The organism is Streptomyces sp. CB02923, from assembly GCF_001905005.1.
Lineage (GTDB): Bacteria > Actinomycetota > Actinomycetes > Streptomycetales > Streptomycetaceae > Streptomyces.
Genome location: NZ_LWKZ01000012.1, coordinates 1,159,963 through 1,184,727, shown reverse-complemented (window position 1 = coordinate 1,184,727; position 24,765 = coordinate 1,159,963). Strand labels below are relative to the sequence as shown.

Sequence of the window (24,765 nt, the reverse complement as noted above, 5' to 3'; positions counted from 1 at the left end):
CGGCGTTCCCGGGCGGCGTTCCCGGGCGGCGCGGCCGGGTGGCGTTCCCGGGCGGTGCGGCCTGTCGGCACGGCTTCCTGCGCGCGGTGCGGCGGGCTGCCGCCGGGCGCGGAGCCCGGCCGGGGTGGGGCCCCGGGTGCGGGGTACCCGGGACGGGGACCGCGAGGCGGATGCGCCGCAGTCATCGAGGTGGCGGGCGGCGCGCGAGTTATCCACAGGCCATGACGCGAAGCCGCGTGGGCGGCGAGAATGCGTGAGTGACGTTGCCACGGCCGGGCGGCCGGGCGGCACATGACGGGGAGGGCCGGTCCGTACGGAGGACATGTGCCCGCAAAGGGGTGTCCCGTGCTCTGCGGAGCGCTGGATAAGGGCCGAGGAGGGCCGGGTGACGACCTATGACAAGCGAGCGAGCCTTGGAGGTCCCCTCGCGCGAGCGGAACCAGGCGCAAGGGGAGATCTGACCGCCACCGCGGAGCGGGTCCGCAGGTCGGTGGAGGGGGTGATCGAGGGCAAGCCGGAGGTCGTGCGGCTCTCGCTGACCGTGCTGCTCGCGGAGGGCCATCTGCTCATCGAGGACGTGCCGGGCGTGGGCAAGACGATGCTCGCCAAGGCGCTGGCCCGGTCCATCGACTGTTCGGTGCGGCGTATCCAGTTCACTCCCGACCTGCTGCCGTCGGACATCACCGGCGTGAGCGTCTTCGACCAGCAGCGGCGGGACTTCGAGTTCAAGCCCGGCGCGGTCTTCGCCCAGATCGTCATCGGTGACGAGATCAACCGCGCCTCGCCCAAGACCCAGTCGGCGCTGCTGGAGTCGATGGAGGAGCGCCAGGTCACGATGGACGGGCAGACCTACGAGCTGCCCGCGCCGTTCATGGTCGTCGCCACCCAGAACCCGGTCGAGATGGAGGGCACGTACCCCCTGCCGGAGGCGCAGCGGGACCGTTTCATGGCGCGGGTCTCGATCGGGTACCCGAGCCCGGACGCCGAGCTGCAGATGCTGGACGTGCACGGCGCCGCCTCCCCCCTGGAAGACCTCCAGCCGGTCGCGCACGCCGACGAGATACTGAAGCTGATCGACGCGGTGCGCACGGTCCATGTCGCCGAACCGGTGCGCAGATACGCGGTGGATCTGGTGGGTGCCACCCGCAACCACCCCGAGCTGCGGCTGGGCGCCTCGCCGCGGGCGACGCTGCATCTGCTGCGCGCGGCGAAGGCCTCGGCGGCGCTGGCCGGCCGGGAGTACGCCCTCCCGGACGATGTGCAGGCACTCGCCGTGGCGGTGCTGGCCCACCGGCTGCTGCCGACCGCGCAGGCCCAGTTGAACCGCCGTACGGCCGAGCAGGTCGTCGCCGAGATCCTGCGCCGTACGCCGGTTCCCGACCCCTCGGCGCAGCAGTGGCCCCGGCCGCCCGCGCACCAGCCGCCCGGCGTCCGGGGGTACTGATGACGGCCGGGGGGATCGAGGAGGCGCCGGACCGCGGCGGGCTGCGGGTCGCCTTCGCGGGGCTCACGACGCGCGGCCGGTCCTTCCTGGCGGCGGGCATGGCGGCCGCCGTGTGCGCGTACGCCCTCGGGCAGACGGATCTGCTCCGGGTCGGGCTGCTGCTGGCCGCGCTGCCCCTGGTGTGCGCGGTCGTGCTGCACCGCACCCGCTACCAGGTCGCGGGCAGCCGCACCCTCTCCCCCGCCCGGGTGCCGGCGGCCGCCGAGTCGCGCGTACTGCTGCGCGTGGAGAACGTCTCGCGGCTGCCCACCGGAGTCCTGATGCTCCAGGACCGGGTGCCGTACGTGCTCGGCCCGCGGCCGCGGTTCGTGCTGGACCGGGTCGAGGCGGGCGGGCGCCGGGAGGTGTCCTACCGGGTCCGTTCCGACCTGCGTGGGCGCTACCCCCTGGGGCCCTTGCAGCTGCGGCTGTCCGATCCGTTCGGCATGTGCGAGCTGACCCGCTCCTTCAGCGACCACGACACGCTGACGGTCGTGCCGCGGGTCGAACCGCTGCCGCCGGTGGGCCTGACGGGCGAGGCTTCCGGGTACGGCGACGGGCGGCAGCGCGCGCTCGCGCTGGCCGGTGAGGACGACGTCATCCCGCGCGGCTACCGGCACGGCGACGACCTGCGCCGTGTCCACTGGCGCTCCACCGCGCGCTACGGCGAACTGATGGTCCGCAGGGAGGAGCAGCCGCAGAAGGCGCGCTGCACCGTTCTTCTGGACACCCGGCGCACGGCTTACCAGGGCTCCGGGCCGGATTCGGCGTTCGAATGGGCGGTGACGGGCGCCGCGTCGGCGGCGGTCCATCTGCTGGAGCGTGGCTTCTCGGTGCGCTTCCTGACCGACACCGGCACGTCCGTACCGGGCGCCGACGGGGCCGGCGGCTGGGCGGGCGGCACCGAGTCCGCCGACACCGCCGGGCTGCTGCTGGACACCCTGGCCGTGGTGGAGCAGTCCGGCGAAGCGGGCCTGGCCCGCGCGTACGACGTCCTGCGCAACGGCAACGAGGGGCTGCTCGTCGCGTTCTTCGGCGACCTGGACGAGGAACAGGCCGCGGTGGCCGGACGGATGCGGCAGCGCAGCGGCACGGCGGTCGCGTTCGTCCTGGACGACGACGCCTGGTCGCGCGGCCCCGGCGGGCCGCGGGCCGCCGGCGGCGAGGCCCGGCCGGCGCTCGACGCGCGTCTGCGCATGCTGCGCGAGGCGGGCTGGAAGGCGCTGCCGGTGTCGCCGGGCGATGCGCTGGCGGCGCTGTGGCGGCAGGCGGACCAGGTGGCCGGGGTACGGCAAGGCCCCGCGGGCGGCGGCGGGCCGGCCCCCATGGGTGGGACTTCCGCGGGGTCCGGGGCTGCCGGGCCGGTCGCGGCACCGGGAAGCGGAGCGATGACATGAGCGGGCGGGCACGGCTGACGGTGTGCGCGGCGGTGGCGACGCTGTGCGCGTCCAGCGCGCTGCTGCCGCTGGTGGAGCCGGTCGGCTGGATGATGCAGGCGGCGGTTCTGCTGGTGGTCGTGTCCGGAGCGGGCGCGCTGGCCCGCCGGGTGCCGTTGGCGCGGCCGCTGACCGTCGTGGCGCAGGCCGTCGTGGCGCTGCTGCTGCTCACCGTGCTCTTCGCGCACGACGAGGCGACAGCCGGCGTGCTGCCCGGCCCTGACGTGTTCCGGGAGCTCGGCGAGCTGGCACAGGAGGGCGTCGCCGACGTCAGCCGCTATGCCATACCGGCTCCGGTGACGGCGGGTATCCGCCTGCTGATGGTCGGCGGGGTGCTGCTGGTCGGCCTCGTGGTGGACACGCTGGCCGTGACGTACCGCAGTGCGGCGCCCGCCGGGCTGCCGCTGCTCGCGCTGTATTCGGTGGCGGCGGGCCTCTCCCAAGGCGGCGCGGGCTGGCTGTGGTTCCTGGTGGCGGGAGCGGGTTATCTGCTGCTGCTCCTGGCCGAGGGGCGGGACCGGCTCTCGCAGTGGGGCCGGGTGTTCGGCGGTCGGAGCCCTGGACGCCCGCCGGTCGCCGACGGGCAGAGGTACGCCTCCGCGGCGGGCGGACCGGCACACGCCCCGGTCCGTACGGGCCGCCGGATCGGCGCGCTGGTGCTGGGCGTCTCCCTGGTGGTGCCCGCGGTGCTGCCCTCCCTCGGCGGCGGGCTGCTGGGCCCGGCCGTGGCCGGCCGCGGGCCGGGCGGCGGTGGCACGATCTCCGCGGTGAACCCGCTGGTGTCCCTGCAGAACAGCCTGAACCAGCCGGAGGACAGGCAGGTCCTCAACTACCGCACCACCTCGTCGGACACCCGTGACCTGTATCTGCGGATCGTCGCACTCGACCAGTTCGACGGTACGGCGTGGAAGCCGTCCGAGCGCTCCGTCAAAGACGTGCCCGACCGGCTGCCCGACCCCGCGGGGCTGAGCCCGGAGGTGGACGTCACCGCCGTCAACACCTCGATCTCCACCGCTCCTTGGTACGCGCAGAACTGGCTGCCGCTCCCCTACCCCGCCTCCCGGGTGGACATCGGCGGGCGCTGGCGCTTCGAGCCCGAGGGCCGCACGCTGGTCGGCGACCGCGGGCAGAACACCCGTGGCGCGCAGTACCAGGTCGAGAGCCTGCTGGTGCGGCCCACCGCCCGGCAGCTCGACGCGTCGCCCGCGCCGCCCGCCGAACTGACGCGGGAGTACACGAAGGTGCCCGACTCGCTGCCCCCGGTGGTACGCGAGACCGCGCGGCAGGTGACGCGGGACGCCAGGACGGCGTACGACAAGGCGGTCCGCCTCCAGGACTGGTTCTCGCTCAACGGCGGCTTCACCTACAACACGGAGGTGCGGGCCGGCAGCGGCACCGAAGCCATCTCCCGGTTCCTGGAGCAGAAGGAGGGTTTCTGCGTGCACTTCGCCTTCTCGATGGCGGCGATGGCACGCACGCTGGGCATACCGGCCCGGGTCGCGGTCGGCTTCACCCCCGGCACCCGGCAGAGCGACGGCTCCACCTCGGTGGGCCTCAAGGACGCCCACGCCTGGCCCGAGCTGTACTTCGAGGGCGTCGGCTGGACGCGTTTTGAACCGACTCCGAGCCGTGGCACGCCGCCCGACTACACCCTCGCCGACACCCCGTCCACCGGCGGGACCAACGCCCCGGCGCCGCAGCCGTCGCGTTCGGCGGCGGTGCCCGCCGGGCCGTCGCCCTCGCAGAGCTGCGCCCCCGCCGAGCGGCGCTTGGGCCCCTGCTGGACGCCGCCCGCGCAGTCGGCGAGCGGCCCGGCCGACGACGGTCTCTCGCCCTGGGCCGTCACGGCCCTCAGCGTCGGCGCACTGGTCCTGCTCCTGGTGCCGGTGCTGCCGCTGCTGTGGCGGATGCGGGCCCGTTCCCGGCGCCTTCACGGCGGCCGTCCGGCACGGGGCGGCCCGGCCCGCACGCTCGCGGCCGATGTGGAGCCGGGCGACTCCGCCGCCTGGCACTCCGGCGGCCCGCCGCAGTCCCAGGGCGGCGTGCACCCCGGGCAGTTCGGCACCGCCCGTACGCTCGCGGCCTGGCGGGAGCTGGTCGACTCCGGCTGGGACTACGGCATCCTGCCGGACGACTCGCTGACCCCGCGCAAGGCGGCGGAGCGCATCGTACGCATAGGTGAGCTGCACGGCACGGCGGCGGACGCGGCCCACCGCGTCGCGGCCTCGGTGGAGCAGGTCCTGTACGCACCGGACCCGCGCCCGGAGCCCGGCCTCGCCGACGAGGTGCGCCGTGTCCGTACCGGCCTGCGGGACGCCGCGTCCCGACGCCTGCGTCTGCGCGCCCTCCTGGCGCCGCGCTCCGCCGCACGGGCCCTGTGGGCCTTGTCGTCCCGCTGGTCCGCCTTCGTGACCCGCTGCACGGCAAGTCCACCGGCCACCGCGGTGCGCCGCGTGGCAGGTGCGGTGGGGCTCTCCAGGGGCAGGCCTTAGTCCCGGCCCCTGGGTAAGGGGAAGGGGGCGTCTTCGCTCTCGCGGTAGCAAAGAGCAAAGACGACCGGGGGGCGGGCCGTACGAGGCCCTCGGCGCGAAGGCTCTCCGGGCGAGTGCGGACAGCGGACGGGCGGCTGCCGGTGGTGGTGCGGGTCCGGGCCCTACAGACTCCGTCCTCCGGTCCCGCACCCTCCGGTACGTGTCTGCCTGCCGCGGCGTGGGTGGGGGGACGCCTGCCCCCACCGGCCGTCGGTCGCCACTCCGCCGGAAGGGGCCGGGCCGGAGGACGAAGTCTGGAGGACCGGACCCGTACCCAGCTGCGGACCGGACCCGTAACCGGCCGCGGCGGACCGGGACCCGTATCGGGCTGCGGGCCGGGCCAGCAACCGGCCGCGGACCAGACCCGGACCCGGCTGCGGACCGGGCCCCCTATCGGGCTGCGGACCGGACCCGGACTCGGCCCCGGACCCTGGACCCGGACCCGGCTGCGGAATCGCGGCTATCGGCCGGTGGTCGCCGTGCGGCGGAGGGAGGGCCGGGCGCAGTTGGCTCGGCTCGGTGCGGGTGCTGCGCGCACGAAAAGCGGCCGTCCGGGTCCGGACGGCCGCGTCGTGGGGTGGGGACGCGGAGAAGGAGGAGATCTCCGCGGGACGGTCAGTGGCCCTGTTCGTCGCGGCGGCGCTGCCAGCGGCTCTCGATCCGGTCCATCATCGAGCGGCGCTGCCTGGCCTGGCGGCGGGCCGTTGTGCCGCCGGGGCTCGCGCGGCCGCCGGCGGCGGCCTGCTGCTCGCCCGGCTTGGGAGCCTTGCGCCATCCGGTGACCGCGAGCACCGCGCAGCCCAGCATGACGAGGAAGCCCACCACGCTGACCCAGATCTGCTGTGCGACCATTCCGGCCATGAGGAGCGCGATACCTACCAGGAAGCCCGCGACCGCTTGGTAGACCCGTCGCCGGGTGTACGTACGCAGCCCGCTTCCCTCAAGCGCTGTCGCGAACTTGGGATCTTCGGCGTACAGCGCTCGCTCCATTTGCTCGAGCATGCGCTGCTCGTGCTCCGAGAGCGGCACGGAGTCCTCCTACTCGTCGGTCGCGGGGGGCGACCGGGTGCGACCCTTTCAGGATAGGCAGGGAATCGCCCCCGTGAAACCCGCCCCTCTACGCCAAAATTCACTGTCCGGGCCGCCACGGCGGTCGGTGGTGCTTGCAGGCTGCATTCCCCACCCGCCGATCCGTCATGCCGGACGCTGTACCCCGATCATACGGGGCGAAGCGGCTGATCGGGTGGCCTGTGGCCGACTGCACGCGCGGGGTGAGCAGGCCGGGGGCGTCAGCCGCGCTCGGCGAGCACGTGCAGCTGGGTGGCGACCGAGTGGAAGGCGGGCTGCTCGGCGGCGGCTGCCTCCAGTTTCAGCAGGGCGTCCATGGCGCCGGGCTCGGTGTCCACGAGCACGCCGGGCACCAGGTCGGCGAAGACCCGTACCCCGTGTACGGCGCCGACCTGCAGGCCGGTGTCCGCGACCAGCCCGGTGAGCTGCTCGGCGGTGAACCGGCGGGGCACCGGGTCACCGTTGCCCCAGCGGCCCGCCGGGTCCGTCAGGGCGTTCCTGGCCTCGGTGAAGTGGCCCGCCAGGGCGCGGGCGAGGACGGCGCCGCCGAGTCCGGCCGCGAGCAGGCTCAGGGTGCCGGCCGGGCGCAGCGCGCCGACCGCGTTGCGTACGCCCTCGGCGGGGTCGTCGACGTACTCCAGCACGCCGTGGCAGAGCACGGCGTCGTAGCCGCCGGGCTCGATCACGTCGAACAGCCCGTGGGCGTCGCCCTGCACGGCGCGCACCCGGTCGGCGACGCCTGCTTCGGCGGCCCGCCGCTCCAGGGCGAACAGGGCGTTGGGGCTGGGGTCCACCACTGTGACGCGGTGGCCCAGGCGGGCGACCGGCACGGCGAAGTTGCCCGTGCCGCCGCCGGTGTCCAGGACGTCGAGGGCGTCCTGCCCGGCGGCCTCGACCCGGCGCTCCAGGGCGTCTTTGAGAACCTCCCAGACCACGGCGGTACGAAGGGATGCGCGCGGGCGCAGCGGGTCAGACACGGCGGGTGGCTCCTCGACGGGGGCATGAACTGATGGGTACCACCCTATTGCGTTCCGCGCCGGACCCCCGCCGCGGTGCGGGTGCGCCGCGGCAGGTGGGGGCGGCTCCCCGGGCCGGACCGGCCCCGTTCCGGACAGAGCCGGACCGCCTCCCTCCACCCACGCCGAACCCGGACCGGACAGCCCCCGGGCCTTCCCCCTCCACCCATGCCGGACCCGGACCGAACGGACCCGGACCGAACGGAGCCGGACCGAACGGCCCCAGGCCGGACGGGGCCGGACCGGACGACCCTGGATCAGACGCCCCCGGACCGCCGCTCTCCACCCGGCCGTTCCCCGCCCGCGCCTCACCCCGCCCGCTGCGACGGCAGCACGGGCTGGAGGAGCAGCATCCGCTCCACCAGTCGCAGGAACATCGCCACGTCGCGGATCAGGTCGTCGGCATCGCGCGGACCGGCCGCGCCGGCTATGCCCGCTTCGGCGCGGGCGCGGCGCCGGGCGCCGGAGGCGAACAGGGCGCTCCATTCGGCGAGTTCGGGAGCGACTTCGGGGAGGACCTCCCAGGCGCTGCGGATGCGCTGCCTGCGGCGGAGGCTGGTCTCCGGGCGGCCGCGCACGGCGAGGACGGCGGCGGCCGTGCGCAGCGCGGCGAGGTGGGCGGTGGCATAGCGCTCGTTGGGGGTTTCCAGGCCGCGGGCTTCGTCGATGCCGCGCTGCGCCTGGGCGAGCAGGTCGAGGGCGGCGGGCGGCGCGGCCGCCCGGCGCAGGACGGGGTGGACATCGCCCGGAGGGCCGTACGCCGCGGAGCTGCCCGCGGCCGAACTGGCTGCCATGACGAACCTCCTGTCGTCGCATGACGGTTCAGGACCGTATGGGGCCATCGTGAGGCACACCACTGACAATCGGCTCTGACCTGCTCTTTCCCCGGAACGGCGGGGTAATTCGGGGAGATCCTTCCTTTCGCCGGAAAGCGGGCGGACTCCCCCGCCCCCCTTGCGGAGACATGACAAGACTGCGCATACTTTTTTGCACTGACTGGTCAGTTCAAGGGAGGGGATCGTGCACAGCACCCCGCACGGGGCGGCCGTCACCGCCACGGGATACGGCCTCGAAGGCCCGCGCGGCTGGGCCTTCCGGGACGTCGGGCTCACGGCTCAGCCGGGTTCGCTGATCGCCGTCGAGGGCCCGTCCGGCTCCGGACGCACCTGCCTGCTGCTCGCGCTCACCGGCCGGATGGCGGCCACCGCCGGTACGGCCGAGGTCGCGGGCCTGCCGCTGCCGAAGAAGAAGGCAGCGGTACGAGCGGTCACCGCACTGGCGCACGTACCCGGTGTCACCGATCTCGAACCCGCACTGACCGTGGCCGAGCACCTGCGCGAACGCGCCCTGCTGCAACGCAGGTTCGGCGACTCCCTCCCAGCTGCCGCCGGAGGTGCCCTCAGCGCACTGCTGCGCCCGCGCCGGGAGCGTACAGCGGCAGCCCGCGCCCGGACCGACGCGGCCCTGGAGGCGGCCGGGCTGGACCTGGCCACCCTGCCCAAGGGCGACCGGACGTCCGTCCGCGACCTGGAGCGGCCGCAAGCGCTGCGCCTGTCGATCGCCCTGGCGCTGTTCGGCCGGCCCCGCCTGCTCGCCGTCGACGACACCGACATGAAGCTCTCCGACGCCGAACGCGCGGACGTCTGGGCGACGCTGCGCGCCCTGGCGGAGTCCGGGACGACCGTGCTCGCGGTGTGCAACCAGGCGCCGGACGGCGCGGTCGTGGCGCGCACCGCCCCGCGCACGGGCGAAGAGGGCCCGGCGGCCGGCCGCGACGGCCAGGGCGGCAGCGACGACGGGAAGGGGGCGGCGGATGCGCTCGCCGAGGCTGGCCGCGCTTGAACTGAAGCGGTTCGGGAGGGGCAAGCTGCCGATGGCGGCGCTGATCGCCCTCCTCCTGCTGCCGCTCCTGTACGGCGCGCTGTACCTGTTCTCCTTCTGGGACCCGTACGGGCGCCTGGACAAGATCCCCGTCGCGCTCGTCAACGAGGACGCGGGCGCCGAGGCCAAGGGCAAGAAGATCACGGCCGGTGACAGCATCGTCAGCGGCCTGCGCGACAGCCACACCTTCGACTGGCACGAGGTGAGTGCCGAGGAGGCGGGCCAGGGCGTCGAGGACGGCTCGTACTACCTGTCGCTGACGGTCCCCGCGGACTTCAGCAAGCGGATCGCGTCCAGTTCCGGTGACCACCCGGAGACCGGCGCCCTCCGGGTCCGTACGAACGACGCCAACAACTACATCGTCGGGCAGATCTCCCGCACGGTCTTCTCCGAGGTGCGCTCGGCGGCCTCGGTGAAGTCCTCACGCAGTTTCTACGACAACATCTTCGTCTCCTTCTCGACGCTGCACGACAAGACGCAGCAGGCCGCGGACGGCGCCGGGAAGCTGAAGGACGGCATCGGGCAGGCCCGGGACGGCACCGGCAAGCTCAAGGACGGACTGGGTACGGCGAAGGACGGCAGCGGCACCCTGGCCACCGGTCTGAAGGACCTGGACGCGGGCGCCGGGAAGCTCTCCGCGGGCACCGCCGACCTCGCCCGGGGCGCGTCCGCCGCGTCCCGCGGTGCGGACCGGCTGGCCGGCGGCTCCGGCCAGGTCGCCCAGGGCACCCAGCAGCTGGCCGACAAGGTCAACGGCGTGGTGGCCGACGTGGGCCCCTTCATCCGGGCGCACGGCAAGGAGATCGGCCGGGTCGCGCAGGTGGTGGCCGACGGCTCCCGGGCCGTACGGGACAACCTGGACAAGCTGCCGCGCGCGGCCGACACGGGCGCCCGGCTCTCCCGGGGGATGTCCGACCACCTCGCGGCGTTCTACCGGCAGCGCTGCGGCGCCGGGGCGCTGCCCGACGCCTCCTGCGCCGAGCTCGGGCAGCTCAAGGAGCAGGCGGCCACCGCCGCGGACAAGGCCGAGGAGATCAGCGGCTACGTCCACGACCGGAAGAACCTCGACCGGCTCGGCCGCGATCTCGACTCGCTGCACCGGCTGGCGGGCGAACTGGCGCGGCGCGGCCCGACCCTCGGTGCCGACATGGACGCCGCGGTCGCGAAGATCAACCAGCTCAACGCGGGCGCCCACCAGGTCTCCGCGGGCGCCGGCCAGCTGGCCGCCGGGACCGGGAAGCTGGCGGACGGCGCGGAGCAGGCGGCCGGCGGGGCCCGGCAGCTGCACGAGGGAGCCGGCCGTGCCGCGTCCGGCGCGGGCGACCTCGACCGGGGCATCGGCACGCTGCAGGACGGCGCGCAGAGCCTCTACGGCGGCATGTTCAAGCTCTCCGACGGGTCGCAGAAACTGGCGGGCGGGCTGCACGACGGCGTGCGGCGGATTCCCGACTACGGCAAGGAGGACCGGGACGCCCGTACGCGGGTGATGTCCGACCCGGTGCAGCTCGCCTCGCAGGCGGCGCACCGCGCGCCCAACTACGGCACCGGCTTCGCCCCGTACTTCATCCCGCTGTCCCTCTGGGTCGGCGCGATGGTCGCGTACATGCTGATCCCGCCGCTCAACCGGCGCGCGCTCGCCATGGGCGCGGGCGCCTGGCGGACCGCGGTCTCCGGATGGCTGCCGGTCTTCGCCCTCGGGGTGCTCCAGACCGCCGCACTGATGTCCGTACTGCGCTTCGGGCTCGGCCTCCGGATGGAACGGCCCGCCGGCACGGTCGGGTTCCTTGTGCTGGCCACGGCGTGCTTCGCGGCGATCGTGCAGTGGCTGAACGCCCGCTTCGGACCGGCCGGCCGCATCCTGGTGCTGGCGCTGCTGATGCTCCAGCTGACGTCGGCGGGCGGTACGTACCCGGTGCAGACCAGTCCCGGTTTCTTCAACGCCATCCACCCGTACCTGCCGATGAGTTACATCGTCGAGGGGCTGCGGCGGCTCATCACGGGCGGTGACCTCGCGCCGGTGTGGCAGGGCGGCGCCGTCCTGCTCGCCTTCACCGCGGCCGCGCTCGCGCTGACCTCCTGGGCGGCACGCGGGAAGCAGGTCCTCCGGATGAAGGACCTCCATCCGGAGCTGCGCCTGTGAGCGCGCGGTCCGCCGGGGGCGGCACAATCTCCCCCATGGACAGCTCCAGCACACGGCGCCGGACCACCCGGCGCAAGCTCTTCGAGGCCGCCGTCACGCTCATCGCCGAACAGGGCTTCTCCTCGACGACGGTGGACGAGATCGCCGAGCGCGCCGGTGTCGCGAAGGGCACCGTGTACTACAACTTCGCGAGCAAGAACGAACTCTTCGAGGAGCTGCTGCGGCACGGCATCGAGCTGCTGGCCACCTCCCTCCAGGAGGCCGCGGACGCGGCCACGGGCCGGGGCGGCACCCGGGTGGACGCACTGGACGCGATGATCCGGGCCGGACTGGACTTCATCGCCCGCTACCCGGCGCTGACCCAGCTCTACGTCGCCGAGCTGTGGCGCACGAACCGGGCCTGGCAGTCGACGCTCATGGTGGTGCGGGAGCGGGCGATCACGGTCGTGGAGTGCGTGCTGCGGGAGGCGGTGGCGGCCGGCGAGCTGAGCGAGGAGATCGACATCCCGCTGACGGCGTCCGCGCTGTTCGGGATGGTGCTGGTGGCGGCGCTGGACTGGCAGTCCTACCAGCCGCACCGGACGATCGACGACGTGCACGCGTCCCTGTCGCGCCTGCTGCAGGGCCGGGTGAGCGGACACCCGTAGGCGCCCGTGCGCGCGCCCCGGGGCGCATACAGCGGCGGCGGCCGGCATCGTGTGCCGGCCGCCGCCGCTGTCCGTAACAGACGCGCTGCCCCGGACCGGATCGTTCCCCCGGCGATCCGTCCAGGACAGCGCCTCCCCCGTGGGGCCCCGTACCCCCGTACTTTCCCCCGTGGAGCCCCCATACTTCCCCCGTGCTCCCCCGTCACGTCCGGGCTGCCGTGCCGTTCCGCCGCCCCGTGCCGGCGGTGCCGGCCCGGCGTCCCTTCCGTGGTCCCCACTCTTTCGTCCTCGCAGGTCGCAGCCCATCCGCGTACCTACTCATCTCGGCGACTGAGTACGGATACTCAAACCTGAGCACCGGCGCGCAGCGGCTGGATACGATCTCCTGCGTGTCTGTACTTCCCCTTGTCTTCACCAGCGGATGGGCCAGCGGAATCAACGCCTACGCCGTCGTGCTGCTCCTCGGCGTGCTCGGTGCCACCGGGGCCGCCGACGAGGTGCCCGCCTCGTTGCAGCGCACCGACGTGCTGATCGTCGCGGGGGTGCTCTTCCTGTGTGAGGCGGTCGCCGACAAGATCCCGTACGTGGACTCCGTCTGGGACGCCGTGCACACGGTCGTCCGGCCGGTGTCCGGCGGGGTCGTGGCGGCGCTGCTGGCGGGCCACGACGGGTCACTGCCGCAGCTCGCGGCGGGCGCGGTGGGCGGCACCAGCGCGCTGGTCAGCCACCTCGTCAAGGCGGGCACGCGGATGGCGGTGAACACCTCGCCCGAACCGGCCAGCAACTTCGTGCTGAGCACGCTGGAGGACCTCGGGGTCGCGGGCATCATCGTCTTCGCGGTGTTCCATCCCGTGGCCGCGGCGGTCGTCGCCGGTGTGCTGCTGGTCGGCGGGATCGTACTGGTGGTGTTCCTGTGGTCGCGGGTACGGCGCTTCCTGCGGCGCAGGCGGCAGCGGCGCGAGGAGCGGCAGGTGGCTGCGCGCGAGGGCGCGGCGCCGGCGGGCTGAGCCGGGAGCCCGGCCGCCGCGGTACGGGGCCGGGCGGCGGACTCAGCCGGGCCGGGCGGGAGCGGCGTTGTCAGTGGTGCCGGATAAAGTCGCAGGCATGGCACGGATTGCGGTGATCGGCGCCGGGATGGGCGCGATGGCGGCCGCCGCCCGGCTGGCCGTCGCGGGCCACCGGGTGGCGGTGTACGAGCGCGGGGCGACGTACGGCGGCGCGGTGCGCCGCTTCGAGCGCGCGGGGTTCGGTTTCGACACGGGCCCCGGGCTGCTGCATCTGCCCGCCGTCTACCGCGACCTGTTCGTCAAGACCGGCCGCGAGCCGCTGGAGAGCGTCGTCGAGCTGTCCCAGGTCGACCCGGCCGCCCGCCATGTGTTCCCCGACGGCACGGCCGTCCTTCTGCCGAACGCGTCGCGGGCCGGTGTCCTCGCGGCGCTGGACGGCGCGCTGGGCGACGGGGCGGGTGAGCGCTGGAGCGCGTTCCTGGGCCGCGCCCGCGAAGCCTGGGACCGTACGCGCCGGCCGCTGCTGGAGGAGCCGCTGTGGCCCGACTGGCAGGTGCTCGGGCGCGATCCGTATCCGGCGCTGCCCCGGCGCGGGCTGTTCGGGCGGCGCAAGCCGGTGACGGACGCCTCCCTCGCCGAGGTCGCCGGCCATGAGCTGAAGGACCCCCGGCTGACCGCCCTCCTGGAGAGCTACGCCCTGGCGTACGGCTACGACCCGCGCACCGCCCCCGCGAGCGCCGCCGTCCTGCCGTACATGGAGCAGACTTTCGGAAGTTGGTATCCGCGCGGCGGCATCCGGGCGCTGGCCGACGCGCTGTACGAGCGCTGCCTGGCGCGGAAGGTGGAGTTCTCCTTCGGCGCCGAGGTGACGCGCATCGTCTCCGCGGACGGCCGGGCGGCGGGCGTGGAGCTGCGCGACGGCGGGCGCGTCGAGGCGGACACGGTGGTCGCGGGCGTGGCTCCGGACCAGCTGGCGGCGCTCCTGGAGGGCACGGAGCCGTGGGGCGGGGAGCCATGCAGCGGGGAGCCGTGGGGTGGGGACGACGTCCGGCCCGACGCCGACGCGCGCCGCCGGACGCCCGGACGGTTCACGGTCGCTCTCGCGCTGCGCGGGCCCCGCCCGGCGGACGCGGCGCACCGCACCGTGGTCCACGCGGCCGACCGGGCGGCGGAGTTGGCGACGCTCTTCGGAGCCGGAGCCGGAGCCGGGGAGGGCGCGGGTGGGCTGTGCGACCGCCCGACGGTGACGGTGCTCCGCCCGGACGATCCGGAGTCCCGGCCCGACGACGGCCACGAGGCCGTGACGCTGAGCGCGGCGGTCGCGCCGTACGGAGAGTTGGCCCTGCCGACCGCCGGGGCGACTTCTCCGGAGCCGGCCGCGCAGGAGACGGCCGCGCAGGCCGCAGCCGCCGACCGGCTGATGGCGGCCGCCGAGGCGGCGATACCTGGGCTGCGGGAGCGGGTGCTGTGGCGGGCCGTGCTGCCACCCGACGCGGGCGGTTCGGTGCCGGGTCCGGCGCTGGCCGGTGCCGGGGGTCGCTTCCTGCGCCCCGGCAACCGCACCCGCATACCCGGGCTCTACGCGGTCGGCGGCTGGACGCATCCGGGCGGCGGCCTGGCGCACGCCGGGATGTCCGGCGCCCTCGTCGCGGGCCTGATCGTGAACGGGGACGGCTGGCGCGGCTCCGAGTGAGCCGACGGCGCCCGCCCGGCCGCCGGAGCGGGACGCGCCCGGCCGTGCCGGGCCGGGGCGCTCAGTAGCGGTAGTTCTGCCCGTCGAAGCCCTGGTTCTGCGGGGGCTGGTAGGGCGGGTACGGCTGGTCCGCGTCGGGTTCGTTGCCGCGCTGCTGCGGGACCCACACTCCGCCGGGCGGCGTCTCGCCGTAGGAGGGCTGCGCCTGCCCCTGTGACGGGTCCTGTACGCCGGTGTACTGCTGCGCCGGGTAGGCCTGCGTGCCGCCGAAGGCGTCGGGCTGGTCGTACGGGTCGTACTGCTGGGCGTACTGCTGCGTGCCCAGGTACGGGTCGGAGTAGGGCGCCTGCTGACCGAAGCCTTGGTCCTGACCGAAGCCGTGGTCCTGACCGAGACCTTGATCCTGGCCGAGACCTTGATCCTGGCCGAAGCCCTGTTCCTGGCCCTGGCCCTGATGCTGGCCCTGCCCTTGGTCCGCGCCGTAAGCGCTGTAGTGGTCGGAGTAGGCGTCCTGCCCGCCCTGGGCGGCAGCGCCGTAACCGCCGCCGTAGCCATAGGCGTCCTGCCCGTATCCGCCGTAGCCGTCGTACGCGGCGTAGCCGGGCTGCTGCGAGCGCGCGTCGGAGCTGTATATGCCGTACTGCCCGGTCTCCTCGGGGATCGGCTGCGGGGCGTACACGTCGGTGGAGTCCCCGCTCCCGTAACCGCCCTGGGTGCCCTGGCCGTTCTCGAAGCCGTGGTGGGGGGCGAAGGCGTCCTGCGGAGCGAAAGGGTCCTGCGCGGCATCCGGGGCAGCGGCATCCGGTGCAGGGGCCTCCGCGGCCGGGGCCTCCGAGCCCGCGCTCTCCGGGGCCGGGACCTCTTCCACGCCGGAGACCTCAAGGGTGGGCCCGGCGGCGGCCGCGGCCCGGCCGCTGCCCCGGGCCCGGCGCCGCCGGTTGTCGCCGCGCTTGCCGCTGTCACGGCGCTTGCCACGCAGCGACCAGCCCGACGAGAAGCCGCTCCGGAAGGAGAGCGTGACGAAAGTCTGTCCGACGGCGAAGGCGATGGCGCCCACGCCGATCACGATCACCGACGGGATGACGACGCCGACGACCACGCCGAGGAAGCCGGTGAAGGCGAGCAGCCGCCACTTCAGCGGGGCCTTGTGCTGGAGCAGCACTTCGCCGAGGAGCCACAGCGCAACACAGCCGAATGCGATGTAGAGGACCACCCAGCCCATGTACGCCCCTCTTCCGCCGCCCCACCACAGCCGCCGTGGTGCGGCAAACCACTCTCAGGACTGCTGGTGCAGACCCAGATTCTCGTAGATTTCCAGCGTCGCCGTGGAGTGGTTCAGGGTAATGAAGTGCAACCCGGGACTTTCCTCGGCCATCAAGCGCGCACACAGCTCCGTCGCATACTCGATGCCAATGGAGCGTACAGCCGCCGGGTCGTCCTTGACCGCGAGGATGCGCTCGGCCAGTTCGGGCGGGAAGGCGGCATTGCTGAGCTGCGCGAACCGCTCGATCTGACGGACGTTGGTGACCGGCATGATCTCCGGGATGACGGGCGTCTCGCAACCCGCCGCCGCGACCCGGTCGCGCAGCCGGAAGTAGTCCTCGGCGTAGAAGAACATCTGGGTGATGGCGAAGTCCGCGCCGGCCCGGCACTTGTCGACGAAGTGCCGTACGTCGGTGTCCCAGTCCGAGGAGCGCGGGTGCATCTCGGGGAAGGCGGCCACGCCGACGCAGAAGTCTCCCGACTCCTTGATGAGCCGGACCAGTTCGGCGGCGTACATGACGCCTTCGGGGTGCCGGACCCAGTCGCCCATCGGGTCGCCGGGCGGGTCGCCGCGCAGCGCGAGCATGTTGCGGATGCCGGCGTCGGCGTACTGCCCGATGATGTTGCGCAGGTCGGCCAGGGAGTGGTTGACGGCGGTGAGGTGGGCCACCGGGGTCAGGGTGGTGTCGGTGGCGATCCGCTCGGTCGCGCGTACCGTGCCCTCGCGCGAGGTGCCGCCCGCGCCGTACGTCACGGAGACGAAGGTCGGCGCGACCGCCTCGATCCGGCGAATGGCGTTCCACAACGTCCGCTCGCCCTTCTCCGTCTTCGGGGCGGCGAACTCGAACGAATACGACTGCTTGCCGGAAGCGAGCAGGTCACGCACGGTCCGTGCGCGATCAGTCCTGGTGGAAGCTGTGCCTAGGGCCATACGTGCAGATTATCCACCGGCTTCGCGCACACCAACCGGCTCCGCCGAAATGCCCGGATAGCCGCGTTCCGGTCCACACCTTGGACATCGGCCGGCCATCCGGCGTCCAGACGGCCCGCTGCGGGGCGGCCCAGGCGTTCCCTCCCCGGTCCGGCACACGGGCGGCCGCATGGGCCGCTCACTCTCCGTGAGCGTGTATCCGCTTCGCCAGGCCGGCGGCCGCGGCCCCCGGGTCCTCGGCCTCGGTGATCGCCCGGACGACGACCACCCGGCGGGCGCCCGCCTCCAGCACCTGGTCCAGGTTGCCCGCGTCGATGCCGCCGATGGCGAACCAGGGGCGCTCGGGCCGGCGCGCGGCGGCGTAGCGGACCAGGTCGAGGCCGGGGGCGTGGCGGCCGGGTTTGGTCGGGGTGGGCCAGCAGGGGCCGGTGCAGAAGTAGTCCACGCCGGGCTCGGCCAGCGCGGCGTCCACCTCCGCCTCGGCGTGGGTGGAGCGGCCGATCAGCACGTCGTCGCCGAGGACGGCGCGGGCGGCGGGCACCGGAAGGTCGCCCTGGCCCAGGTGCAGGACGTCCGAGCCGATGGCATGGGCCACGTCGGCGCGGTCGTTGACCGCCAGCAGCTTGCCGTGCCGGCGGCAGGCGTCCGCGAAGACTTCCAGGTGGGCCAGCTCCTCGGCGGCCTCCATGCCCTTGTCCCGCAGCTGCACGATGTCCACACCCGCGGCGAGCACCGCGTCGAGGAACTGCGGGAGGTCGCCCTGGCGCTTGCGGGCGTCCGTGCACAGGTACAGGCGGGCGTCGGACAGGGCGTGGCGTGCGGTGGTCATCGGACGGATCCCCCAGGTCTGCGGCGTACGGGCCGGGCCTTCCGGCCCGTACGCCAGTGGTGCGAAGACAGTCGCGGCCGCGGGTGCGAGCGCGACGGCGATGCGGCTGCGGGCGTGGTCACGGCCCTGCCCGCAGCCGGCGCAGGCGCGTCTAGACGGCGAGCGCCTGCGCTCGGCGCTTCACCTCCGTACCGCGATTCTCACGCAGGGCCTGGGCAGGGGTTCCGGGCAGGGTCTCGTCTGCGGTGAAGAGCCACTCCAGCATTTCCTCGTCCACGAAGCCGTCGTCCCGAAGGAGCGTCAGCGTCCCGACGAGGCCCTTGACGACCTTGCCGTCCTTGATGAAGTCGGCCGGTACGTGAAGGGCACGGTTCTCGCCACGGCGCACCGCGATCAGCTGGCCCTCCTTCACCAGCTGCCGCACACGCGTCACCTCGACGCCGATCATCTCGGCGATGTCGGGGAGGGTGAGCCAGGCGGGGACGAGTCCATCGATCTTTGCGTCAATCTCGGTCACGGGACAAGCCTGCCACCTCGCACTGACAGCCGGTAGCGGGGCATCGCCATCGGGGCGCTCCACGGACCCCGGACGCACCGCGCTCCGCGCCGTCCGCCGGGCCCCGGACCGCTCCCGGGCCCCCCGCCCCGCCGGGAAAAACTTCTCAGAGAGCCGCCGACTTCAGCGGCACGGACGCGTCCGCGGCCAGCTTCCGGTCCAGCACCGCGCCCCGCTCGATGAGCTTGCGCCCCTGGGCCAGGTCGCGGGGCCGGCCGACCGCCAGCAGCGCGACGAGCACGCCCTCGCGCAGCCAGATCACCGACCAGGCGGCGCTCTGCGGGTCGCCGCGCCACACCGTCTCGTCGGCGCCGGCGTGGTGGCCCGCGTACTGCACGAAGCGGCCGAACTGCTCGGACCAGAAGTACGGGACCGGGTCGTAGGCCGGGCCCTCCGTCACGCCGTGGACGATGGTGGCGGCGACCGCGCGCGGCCCGTGCAGGGCGTTGTCCCAGTGGTGGACCAGCAGGCGGCTGCCGTAGCGGGCGGACGGGAAGGAGGCGCAGTCGCCGACCGCGTACACGTCGGGCAGGGAGGTGCGCAGCCGCTCGTCGGCCAGGATGGAGCGGTCCTCGGGCGACAGCTCGACGCCGGAGCCGGCCAGCCAGGCGGTCGAGGGCCGGGCACCGATGCCGACGACGACCGCGTCGGCGGCGAGCGTCGTGCCGTCGGCGAGCGTGACCACGCCCTCGGTGAGGGCGGCGACGCGGGCTCCGGTGCGCAGCTCGGCGCCGCTGTCCTTGTACCAGGCCGCCATGGGAGCGGCGACCTCGGCGGGCAGCGCGCCGGCCAGCGGCCGGTCGGCGGCCTCGACGACGGTCACCCGGCAGCCCGCCTCGCGCGCCGCGGTGGTGAACTCCGCGCCGATCCAGCCCGCGCCGACGACCACGACCTCGCGCTGGTCGGTCAGCACGGGCCGCAGCCGCTCGGCGTCGTCGAGGGTGCGCAGGACGTGGACGTCCGGCAGTCCGTCGCAGCCGGGCAGTGTGATCGGCTCGGCGCCGGTGGCGATCACGAGGTGGTCGTACGGGAGCGGCCCGGCATCCGTCTCGACCACCCGCGAGGCGGCGGCCAGCCCTATGGCGTGCCGGCCCAGGAGCAGGTCGATGCCGAGCGCCTCGAAGTCCACGTCGAAGGTGGACCCGTCGGCCTTGCCGAGCAGGACGGCCTTGGAGAGCGGCGGGCGGTCGTACGGCTGGTGCGGCTCGTCGCCGACCACCGCGATGGCTCCGCGCCAGCCCTGTTCGCGCAGGGCGAGGGCGGTCTGCACACCGGCCAGGCCGGCGCCGACGATGACGACGCGCCGGGCGCGTTCGGCGGCGCGATCGGCCGGATCGCCGTCCTGGGGCGCGCGGTCAGGGTCCTGGGGCTGGGTCAGCTCGGTCACCCGATCACTCTAGGACGGGGGGTCTCGCCTCCATCAGCACCGCGCAACGAGATCTATGACACAACGTCACGGCCCGTCACCCGCCGGACGCGGGGTCCGCGGCCCGTGTCCGGGGCCCGGCGCTCCCTTACGGGGTGTCGGCGGCCCGTACTAGGGTTGCCGGTGAACGCACTCGCGGGAGCCCGGACGCGACCGGGCTGAGAGGGAGGCTGACGCGGCCTCCGACCGTACGAACCTGATCCGGGTCATGCCGGCGAAGGGAGGGGCTGGACGCCCATGCATCCCCCTGCACAGACATCCGTACAGCCGTCCGCGCAGCCGTCCGTACAACCACCGATACGACCGTCCGTACAGCCATCGGCACCACCGTCCGTACAGCCGTCGCCGCAACCCTCCGTACAGGCATCCGTACAGGCATCCGTACAGGCATCCGTACAGGCATCCGCTGTGTCCGGCCCCGCCCCGCACCCGGACGTGCTCGTCATCGGCGGCGGCATCATCGGCCTGGTCACCGCCTGGCGTTCGGCGCGGCTCGGGCTGCTTACCGCCGTGGCCGACCCGGCTCCCGGCGGCGGCGCCGCGCAGGTCGCGGCCGGGATGCTGGCCGCCGTCACCGAGCTGCACTACGGCGAGCAGACCCTGCTCGGCCTCAATCTGGCCTCCGCCCGCCGCTATCCGGAGTTCGCCGCCGAGCTGGCGGAGGCGAGCGGCGTGGACCTCGGCTACCGCCGCTGCGGCACCCTGGCCGTCGCGCTGGACGCCGACGACCGGGCGCACCTGCGCGATCTGCACGCCCTCCAGCGCCGCAGCGGGCTGGAGTCCGAGTGGCTGAGCGGGCGTGAGTGCCGGCGCCTGGAGCCGATGCTCGCGCCGGGCGTGCGCGGCGGGCTGCGCGTGGACGGGGACCACCAGGTCGATCCGCGCCGGCTGGCCGCCGCGCTGCTCGCCGCCTGCGAGCGGGCCGGGGTCGTCTTCCACCACGCCGTCGCCGAGCGGCTGCTGGTCGAGCGGGGGCGCGCCACCGGCGCCGAGCTGGCCGGCGGCAGCCGGGTCGCGGCGGGCCGGGTCGTGCTCGCCGCGGGCAGCCGGAGCGGGCAGCTGGCGGGCGTGCCCGCGGACGTGCTGCCGCCGGTCCGCCCGGTCAAGGGCCAGGTGCTGCGGCTGCGGATGCCGGACGGTCTGCCCGGCGGCGTGCCGTTCCTGTCCCGCACCGTACGGGCGGTGGTGCGCGGCGGCCCGCTCTATCTCGTGCCGCGCGAGAACGGCGAGCTGGTCGTCGGCGCCACCAGCGAGGAGCTGGGCTGGGACACCACGGTCACCGCGGGCGGGGTCTACGAACTGCTGCGGGACGCCCACGAACTGGTCCCCGGCATCACCGAACTGCCCCTGGTCGAGACCCGCGCCGGGCTGCGCCCCGGCTCGCCCGACAACGCGCCGCTGCTCGGCCCGACCGCGCTGCCCGGCCTGCTGGTGGCGACCGGCCACCACCGCAACGGGGTGCTGCTGACGCCCGTCACGGGCGACGCGATGGCGGCGGCGCTGGCCGGCGGCCCGCTGCCGGAGGAGGCCCTGCCGTTCACCCCGGACCGCTTCGCGCCGCAGCCGTCCGGCCCCTTCCCGGCTTTCGGTGCCCGGCCGGGTTCCGCGCCCGCCCCCGCCCCTCAGGAGCAGCCCGTATGACCGTCACCACGTCCATCACCGTCTCCGTGAACGGCGAGCCCCGCGAGTTCCCCGGCGGGCTCACCCTGGACCGGCTCGTCGCCGGTCTCACCACGGCACCCAGCGGCGTGGCCGCCGCCCTCAACGAGGCCGTGGTGCCGCGCGGCCAGTGGCCCGCCACCCCGCTCGGCGACGGCGACCGCGTCGAGGTCCTCACCGCAGTCCAGGGAGGCTGATCCGCACACCATGGCCGATGATCTGTTCACCATCGCCGACACCACCTTCGACTCCCGTCTGATCATGGGGACCGGCGGGGCGACCAGCCTCGACATCCTGGAACGGGCCCTGCTCGCCTCCGGTACGCAGCTGACGACGGTCGCCATGCGCCGTCTGGACCCGACCGTGCAGGGCTCGGTGCTGTCCGTACTGGAGCGGCACGGCATCCGCGTGCTGCCGAACACCGCGGGCTGCTTCACCGCGGGCGAAGCCGTCCTCACGGCCCGGCTGGCCCGTGAGGCGCTGGGCACCGACTGGATCAAGGTGGAGGTGGTCGCCGACGAGCGCACGCTGCTGCCGGACCCGGTCGAGCTGCTGGACGCGGCCGAGACCCTGGTGGACGACGGGTTCACCGTGCTGCCCTACACCAACGACGATCCGGTGCTGGCCCGCAAGCTGGAGGACGTGGGCTGCGCCGCGATCCTGCCGCTGGGCTCCCCCATCGGCTCCGGGCTGGGCATCCGCAATCCGCACAACTTCCAGCTGATCACCGAGCGGGCCGGGGTCCCGGTGATCCTGGACGCGGGCGCGGGCACCGCCTCCGACGCCGCGCTGGCCATGGAGCTGGGCTGCGCCGCGGTGATGCTGGCGTCGGCGGTGACCCGCGCGCAGGAGCCCGTCCTGATGGCGGAGGCGATGCGGCACGCCGTCGAGGGCGGCCGGCTGGCGTACCGGGCGGGGCGGATTCCGCGCCGCCACCACGCGGAGGCCTCCTCGCCCACGGAGGGCGTCGCCGCCCTGGACCCGGAGCGGCCCGCCTTCTGAGGCGCGGCGGGCGGCGTCCCGGTGCGGCCGCCGCCCGCCCTTCCCGGTGCGGCCGCCGCCCGCCCTTCGCGAAAAAAGGGGCATCCCGCCCATCCCGGTCCGCCCAGCAGCACGGCCCTGTCACTGTTCGGATGCAGATTCCCGCAGGTTGCGGGCAGGGCGTCCGGGGCCGCCGCGACGGCTCGTAGACTCGTCTGCCGTGGATACGACCCTTCAGGACCCCCTGGTCGGGCAGCTGCTCGACGGCCGCTACCAGGTGCAGGCGCGCGTCGCCGCCGGCGGCATGGCCACGGTCTACCGGGCCTTGGACACCCGGCTGGACCGGGTGCTCGCCCTGAAGGTGATGCACCCGTCGCTGGCGGCCGACGCCGCGTTCGTCGACCGCTTCATCCGCGAGGCCAAGTCCGCCGCCCGGCTCGACCACCCCAACGTGGTCGGCGTCTACGACCAGGGCACCGACGGCACGTACGTGTACCTGGCGATGGAGTACGTCGCCGGCTGCACGCTGCGCGATGTCCTGCGGGAGCGCGGCGCCCTCCAGCCCCGGGCCGCGCTGGACATCGTGGAGCCGATCCTGGCCGCGCTGGGCGCCGCCCACCGGGCCGGGCTGGTGCACCGCGACATGAAGCCGGAGAACGTGCTGATCGGTGACGACGGCCGGGTCAAGGTCGCCGACTTCGGCCTCGTACGGACCGTGGGCACGCACTCCACCGCCTCGACCGGCTCGGTCCTGGGCACGGTCTCCTACCTGGCGCCCGAGCAGATCGAGGACGGGTCGGCCGGCCCGCCCGCGGATGTCTACGCCTGCGGTGTCGTGCTGTTCGAGATGCTGACCGGCGGCAAACCGCACTCCGGCGGCAGTGCGGCCCAGGTGCTCTACCAGCACCTGCACGAGGACGTACCGGCCCCTTCCGTGTACGCGCCCGAGCTGGCGCCCCAGCTGGACGACCTGGTCGCCGCGGCCACCGCCCGCCGCCCCGAGCTGCGCCCTCAGGACGCGGTGACACTGCTCGCGCAGGTCCGCACTGTACGGGCGGAGCTGACCGACGCGCAGCTGGACGCGGTGCCGCCGCAGGCCAATGAGGCACCGGAAGGCGGTTCGGGGGTGGGCCCGGAGGACCGTACGAGCGTGCTGCCGCGGGTCGCCGTGCAGCCGCCGCTGCCGCTGGAGGAGCCGCTGAACCACACCAGCAGGCTGCCGACGCCGCCACCCGAGCCGGGGTTGGCGGCCGAGCAGACCGCGCGGCTGAGGCCGGTGGCGGGCGCGCCGCGCGGCGGGGCGTGGGCCGGGCTGCTGCGGGCCCGGCGCAAGACGGTCACGGTGGTCGCGGCCGTGCTGCTGTTGCTGGTGGTGGGTGCGGGCGTCTGGTACATCAACTTCGGGCAGTTCACCACCGTCCCGGCCGTGCTGGACATGACGCAGGCGAAGGCGGAGCAGACGCTGCGCGCCGAGGGCCTGGACGTGAAGGTGCGGCGCGACTTCAGTCCGAACGTGGAGCGCGGCCACGTCATGTCCACGGCCCCGGAGAACGGCAAGCGCATCCGCGGTACGGGCACGGTCACCATCACCCTGTCCAAGGGGCCCGAGATCGTCCAGGTGCCCGACCTGGCGGGCACCCCGGTCGCCGACGCCAAGCGCAAGCTGCGCGACCTGGGGCTGACGGTCGGCACGGTGCACCGGGCGTTCTCCGACGAGGTCGCCAAGGGCTCGGTGATCCGCACCGACCCGGCGGCGGGCAGCAAGCGCCGCCCGGACACCGCCGTCGCGCTCACCGTCAGCCGGGGCGCCGAGGTCGACGTACCGGATGTGACCGGCCGGGACCGGGCGGACGCGGAGGCCACGCTGCGCGGCGCGGGCTTCGAGGTGAAGATCGCAGACGCCACGGTGCACTCCCCGCACGACAAGGGCAAGGTCGCCCAGCAGTCGCCGGGGCAGGGCAGCAAGCAGGGCCGGGGCGACACCGTCACCCTCACCCTCTCCGAGGGCCCCGAGATGGTCGCCGTGCCGGATGTGACGGGCCGGAGCGAGGCCGACGCGCGGCAGGCCCTGTCCGACGCGGGCTTCGGGGTCGAGGTCAAGAAGCCGTTCCTGTTCCCGAAGGACAAGGTCGAGAGCCAGTCGGTCGCGGGCGGGGAGCAGGCGGCGAAGGGCAGCAAGATCACTATCCGGCTGGAGAGCGCGCTGTGAGCCGCGCGC

General features: G+C 74.3%; 20 protein-coding genes and 1 riboswitch. Of the genes, 12 read left to right on the top strand and 8 right to left on the bottom strand.

Features of this window, described 5'->3' with window-relative positions:
• Positions 1-385 precede the first annotated feature (385 nt).
• From A6A06_RS16865 to A6A06_RS16855, 3 genes are read left to right on the top strand one after another with little or no spacing between them, the layout of a single operon-like run.
• Positions 386-1,444 carry an AAA family ATPase gene (locus A6A06_RS16865; protein WP_073761973.1) on the top strand — a complete coding sequence of 353 codons (1,059 nt, stop codon included), beginning with the start codon at positions 386-388 and terminating at the stop codon, positions 1,442-1,444.
• On the top strand, positions 1,444-2,880 hold the full coding sequence (locus tag A6A06_RS16860; protein ID WP_073762221.1) for a DUF58 domain-containing protein: 1,437 nt from the start codon (positions 1,444-1,446) through the stop codon (positions 2,878-2,880). The genes A6A06_RS16865 and A6A06_RS16860 overlap by 1 nt, the downstream gene beginning before the upstream one ends.
• Positions 2,877-5,411, top strand: coding sequence for a transglutaminase family protein (locus A6A06_RS16855; protein ID WP_073761972.1), 2,535 nt, complete (start codon positions 2,877-2,879; stop codon positions 5,409-5,411). The genes A6A06_RS16860 and A6A06_RS16855 overlap by 4 nt, the downstream gene beginning before the upstream one ends.
• Before the next feature lie 654 nt (positions 5,412-6,065).
• On the opposite strand, the gene A6A06_RS16850 is transcribed toward A6A06_RS16855, so the two are convergent.
• The 3 genes from A6A06_RS16850 to A6A06_RS16840 form a co-directional block, all read right to left on the bottom strand.
• Positions 6,066-6,479: a DUF3040 domain-containing protein gene (locus A6A06_RS16850; RefSeq protein WP_073761971.1), complete on the bottom strand. Its 414-nt coding sequence runs from the start codon at positions 6,477-6,479 to the stop codon at positions 6,066-6,068.
• A gap of 260 nt (positions 6,480-6,739) precedes the next feature.
• Positions 6,740-7,495: a methyltransferase gene (locus A6A06_RS16845; RefSeq protein WP_073761970.1), complete on the bottom strand. Its 756-nt coding sequence runs from the start codon at positions 7,493-7,495 to the stop codon at positions 6,740-6,742.
• A gap of 347 nt (positions 7,496-7,842) precedes the next feature.
• Positions 7,843-8,328, bottom strand: a complete 486-nt coding sequence (locus A6A06_RS16840; RefSeq protein ID WP_073761969.1) for an SAV_6107 family HEPN domain-containing protein — start codon at positions 8,326-8,328, stop codon at positions 7,843-7,845.
• A gap of 226 nt (positions 8,329-8,554) precedes the next feature.
• Here A6A06_RS16840 and A6A06_RS16835 point away from each other — a divergent pair, with 226 nt between their 5' ends.
• The 5 genes from A6A06_RS16835 to A6A06_RS16815 all read left to right on the top strand — a co-directional run bounded on the left by A6A06_RS16835 (position 8,555) and on the right by A6A06_RS16815 (position 14,902).
• Positions 8,555-9,376 carry an ATP-binding cassette domain-containing protein gene (locus A6A06_RS16835; protein WP_073761968.1) on the top strand — a complete coding sequence of 274 codons (822 nt, stop codon included), beginning with the start codon at positions 8,555-8,557 and terminating at the stop codon, positions 9,374-9,376.
• Positions 9,348-11,555: a YhgE/Pip domain-containing protein gene (locus A6A06_RS16830; RefSeq protein ID WP_073761967.1), complete on the top strand. Its 2,208-nt coding sequence runs from the start codon at positions 9,348-9,350 to the stop codon at positions 11,553-11,555. The genes A6A06_RS16835 and A6A06_RS16830 overlap by 29 nt, the downstream gene beginning before the upstream one ends.
• A 35-nt stretch (positions 11,556-11,590) precedes the next feature.
• On the top strand, positions 11,591-12,202 hold the full coding sequence (locus A6A06_RS16825; RefSeq protein WP_073762220.1) for a TetR/AcrR family transcriptional regulator: 612 nt from the start codon (positions 11,591-11,593) through the stop codon (positions 12,200-12,202).
• 389 nt (positions 12,203-12,591) lie between these two features.
• Complete coding sequence (locus tag A6A06_RS16820) at positions 12,592-13,209, top strand: DUF4126 domain-containing protein (protein WP_073761966.1); 618 nt, start codon at positions 12,592-12,594, stop codon at positions 13,207-13,209.
• A gap of 97 nt (positions 13,210-13,306) precedes the next feature.
• Positions 13,307-14,902 (top strand): phytoene desaturase family protein, encoded by a 1,596-nt coding sequence (locus A6A06_RS16815; RefSeq protein WP_073761965.1) that lies wholly within the window; start codon positions 13,307-13,309, stop codon positions 14,900-14,902.
• A 61-nt stretch (positions 14,903-14,963) separates the two neighbouring features.
• Here the strand turns inward: A6A06_RS16815 and A6A06_RS16810 are convergent, their stop codons facing one another.
• The 5 genes from A6A06_RS16810 to A6A06_RS16790 form a co-directional block, all read right to left on the bottom strand.
• Complete coding sequence (locus A6A06_RS16810) at positions 14,964-16,124, bottom strand: hypothetical protein (protein WP_073761964.1); 1,161 nt, start codon at positions 16,122-16,124, stop codon at positions 14,964-14,966.
• A 54-nt stretch (positions 16,125-16,178) separates the two neighbouring features.
• Positions 16,179-17,096: a methylenetetrahydrofolate reductase [NAD(P)H] gene (metF, locus tag A6A06_RS16805; RefSeq protein WP_073761963.1), complete on the bottom strand. Its 918-nt coding sequence runs from the start codon at positions 17,094-17,096 to the stop codon at positions 16,179-16,181.
• 178 nt (positions 17,097-17,274) lie between these two features.
• Complete coding sequence (thiE, locus tag A6A06_RS16800) at positions 17,275-17,925, bottom strand: thiamine phosphate synthase (RefSeq protein WP_073761962.1); 651 nt, start codon at positions 17,923-17,925, stop codon at positions 17,275-17,277.
• A gap of 151 nt (positions 17,926-18,076) precedes the next feature.
• Positions 18,077-18,442, bottom strand: a complete 366-nt coding sequence (locus A6A06_RS16795; protein ID WP_073761961.1) for an Rv2175c family DNA-binding protein — start codon at positions 18,440-18,442, stop codon at positions 18,077-18,079.
• Positions 18,443-18,587: 145 nt separating this feature from the next.
• Positions 18,588-19,868, bottom strand: a complete 1,281-nt coding sequence (locus A6A06_RS16790) for an FAD-dependent oxidoreductase (RefSeq protein ID WP_079194043.1) — start codon at positions 19,866-19,868, stop codon at positions 18,588-18,590.
• Between the two features lie 164 nt (positions 19,869-20,032).
• Positions 20,033-20,147, top strand: a riboswitch (TPP riboswitch).
• A 195-nt stretch (positions 20,148-20,342) separates the two neighbouring features.
• Here A6A06_RS16790 and thiO point away from each other — a divergent pair.
• From thiO to pknB, 4 genes are all read left to right on the top strand, one after another.
• Positions 20,343-21,548: a glycine oxidase ThiO gene (gene thiO, locus A6A06_RS16785; protein ID WP_073762218.1), complete on the top strand. Its 1,206-nt coding sequence runs from the start codon at positions 20,343-20,345 to the stop codon at positions 21,546-21,548.
• Complete coding sequence (gene thiS, locus A6A06_RS16780; RefSeq protein WP_073761960.1) at positions 21,545-21,763, top strand: sulfur carrier protein ThiS; 219 nt, start codon at positions 21,545-21,547, stop codon at positions 21,761-21,763. Before thiO ends, thiS begins: the two co-directional genes overlap by 4 nt.
• Positions 21,764-21,773: 10 nt before the next feature.
• Positions 21,774-22,568: a thiazole synthase gene (locus tag A6A06_RS16775; protein WP_073761959.1), complete on the top strand. Its 795-nt coding sequence runs from the start codon at positions 21,774-21,776 to the stop codon at positions 22,566-22,568.
• A gap of 199 nt (positions 22,569-22,767) precedes the next feature.
• Positions 22,768-24,756 (top strand): Stk1 family PASTA domain-containing Ser/Thr kinase, encoded by a 1,989-nt coding sequence (gene pknB / locus A6A06_RS16770; protein ID WP_073761958.1) that lies wholly within the window; start codon positions 22,768-22,770, stop codon positions 24,754-24,756.
• The last annotated feature ends 9 nt before the right edge of the window (positions 24,757-24,765 follow it).

Bases quoted from the DNA above. Each gene is read 5' to 3' on its own strand.
- A6A06_RS16775 (WP_073761959.1), top strand. From the start codon at position 21,774: ATGGCCGATGATCTGTTCACCATCGCCGACACCACCTTCGACTCCCGT.
- A6A06_RS16860 (WP_073762221.1), top strand. From the start codon at position 1,444: ATGACGGCCGGGGGGATCGAGGAGGCGCCGGACCGCGGCGGGCTGCGG.
- A6A06_RS16825 (WP_073762220.1), top strand. From the start codon at position 11,591: ATGGACAGCTCCAGCACACGGCGCCGGACCACCCGGCGCAAGCTCTTC.
- thiS (WP_073761960.1), top strand. From the start codon at position 21,545: ATGACCGTCACCACGTCCATCACCGTCTCCGTGAACGGCGAGCCCCGC.
- thiE (WP_073761962.1), bottom strand. From the start codon at position 17,925: ATGACCACCGCACGCCACGCCCTGTCCGACGCCCGCCTGTACCTGTGC.
- A6A06_RS16840 (WP_073761969.1), bottom strand. From the start codon at position 8,328: ATGGCAGCCAGTTCGGCCGCGGGCAGCTCCGCGGCGTACGGCCCTCCG.
- A6A06_RS16815 (WP_073761965.1), top strand. From the start codon at position 13,307: ATGGCACGGATTGCGGTGATCGGCGCCGGGATGGGCGCGATGGCGGCC.
- A6A06_RS16830 (WP_073761967.1), top strand. From the start codon at position 9,348: ATGCGCTCGCCGAGGCTGGCCGCGCTTGAACTGAAGCGGTTCGGGAGG.
- metF (WP_073761963.1), bottom strand. From the start codon at position 17,096: ATGGCCCTAGGCACAGCTTCCACCAGGACTGATCGCGCACGGACCGTG.
- A6A06_RS16810 (WP_073761964.1), bottom strand. From the start codon at position 16,124: ATGGGCTGGGTGGTCCTCTACATCGCATTCGGCTGTGTTGCGCTGTGG.
- A6A06_RS16855 (WP_073761972.1), top strand. From the start codon at position 2,877: ATGAGCGGGCGGGCACGGCTGACGGTGTGCGCGGCGGTGGCGACGCTG.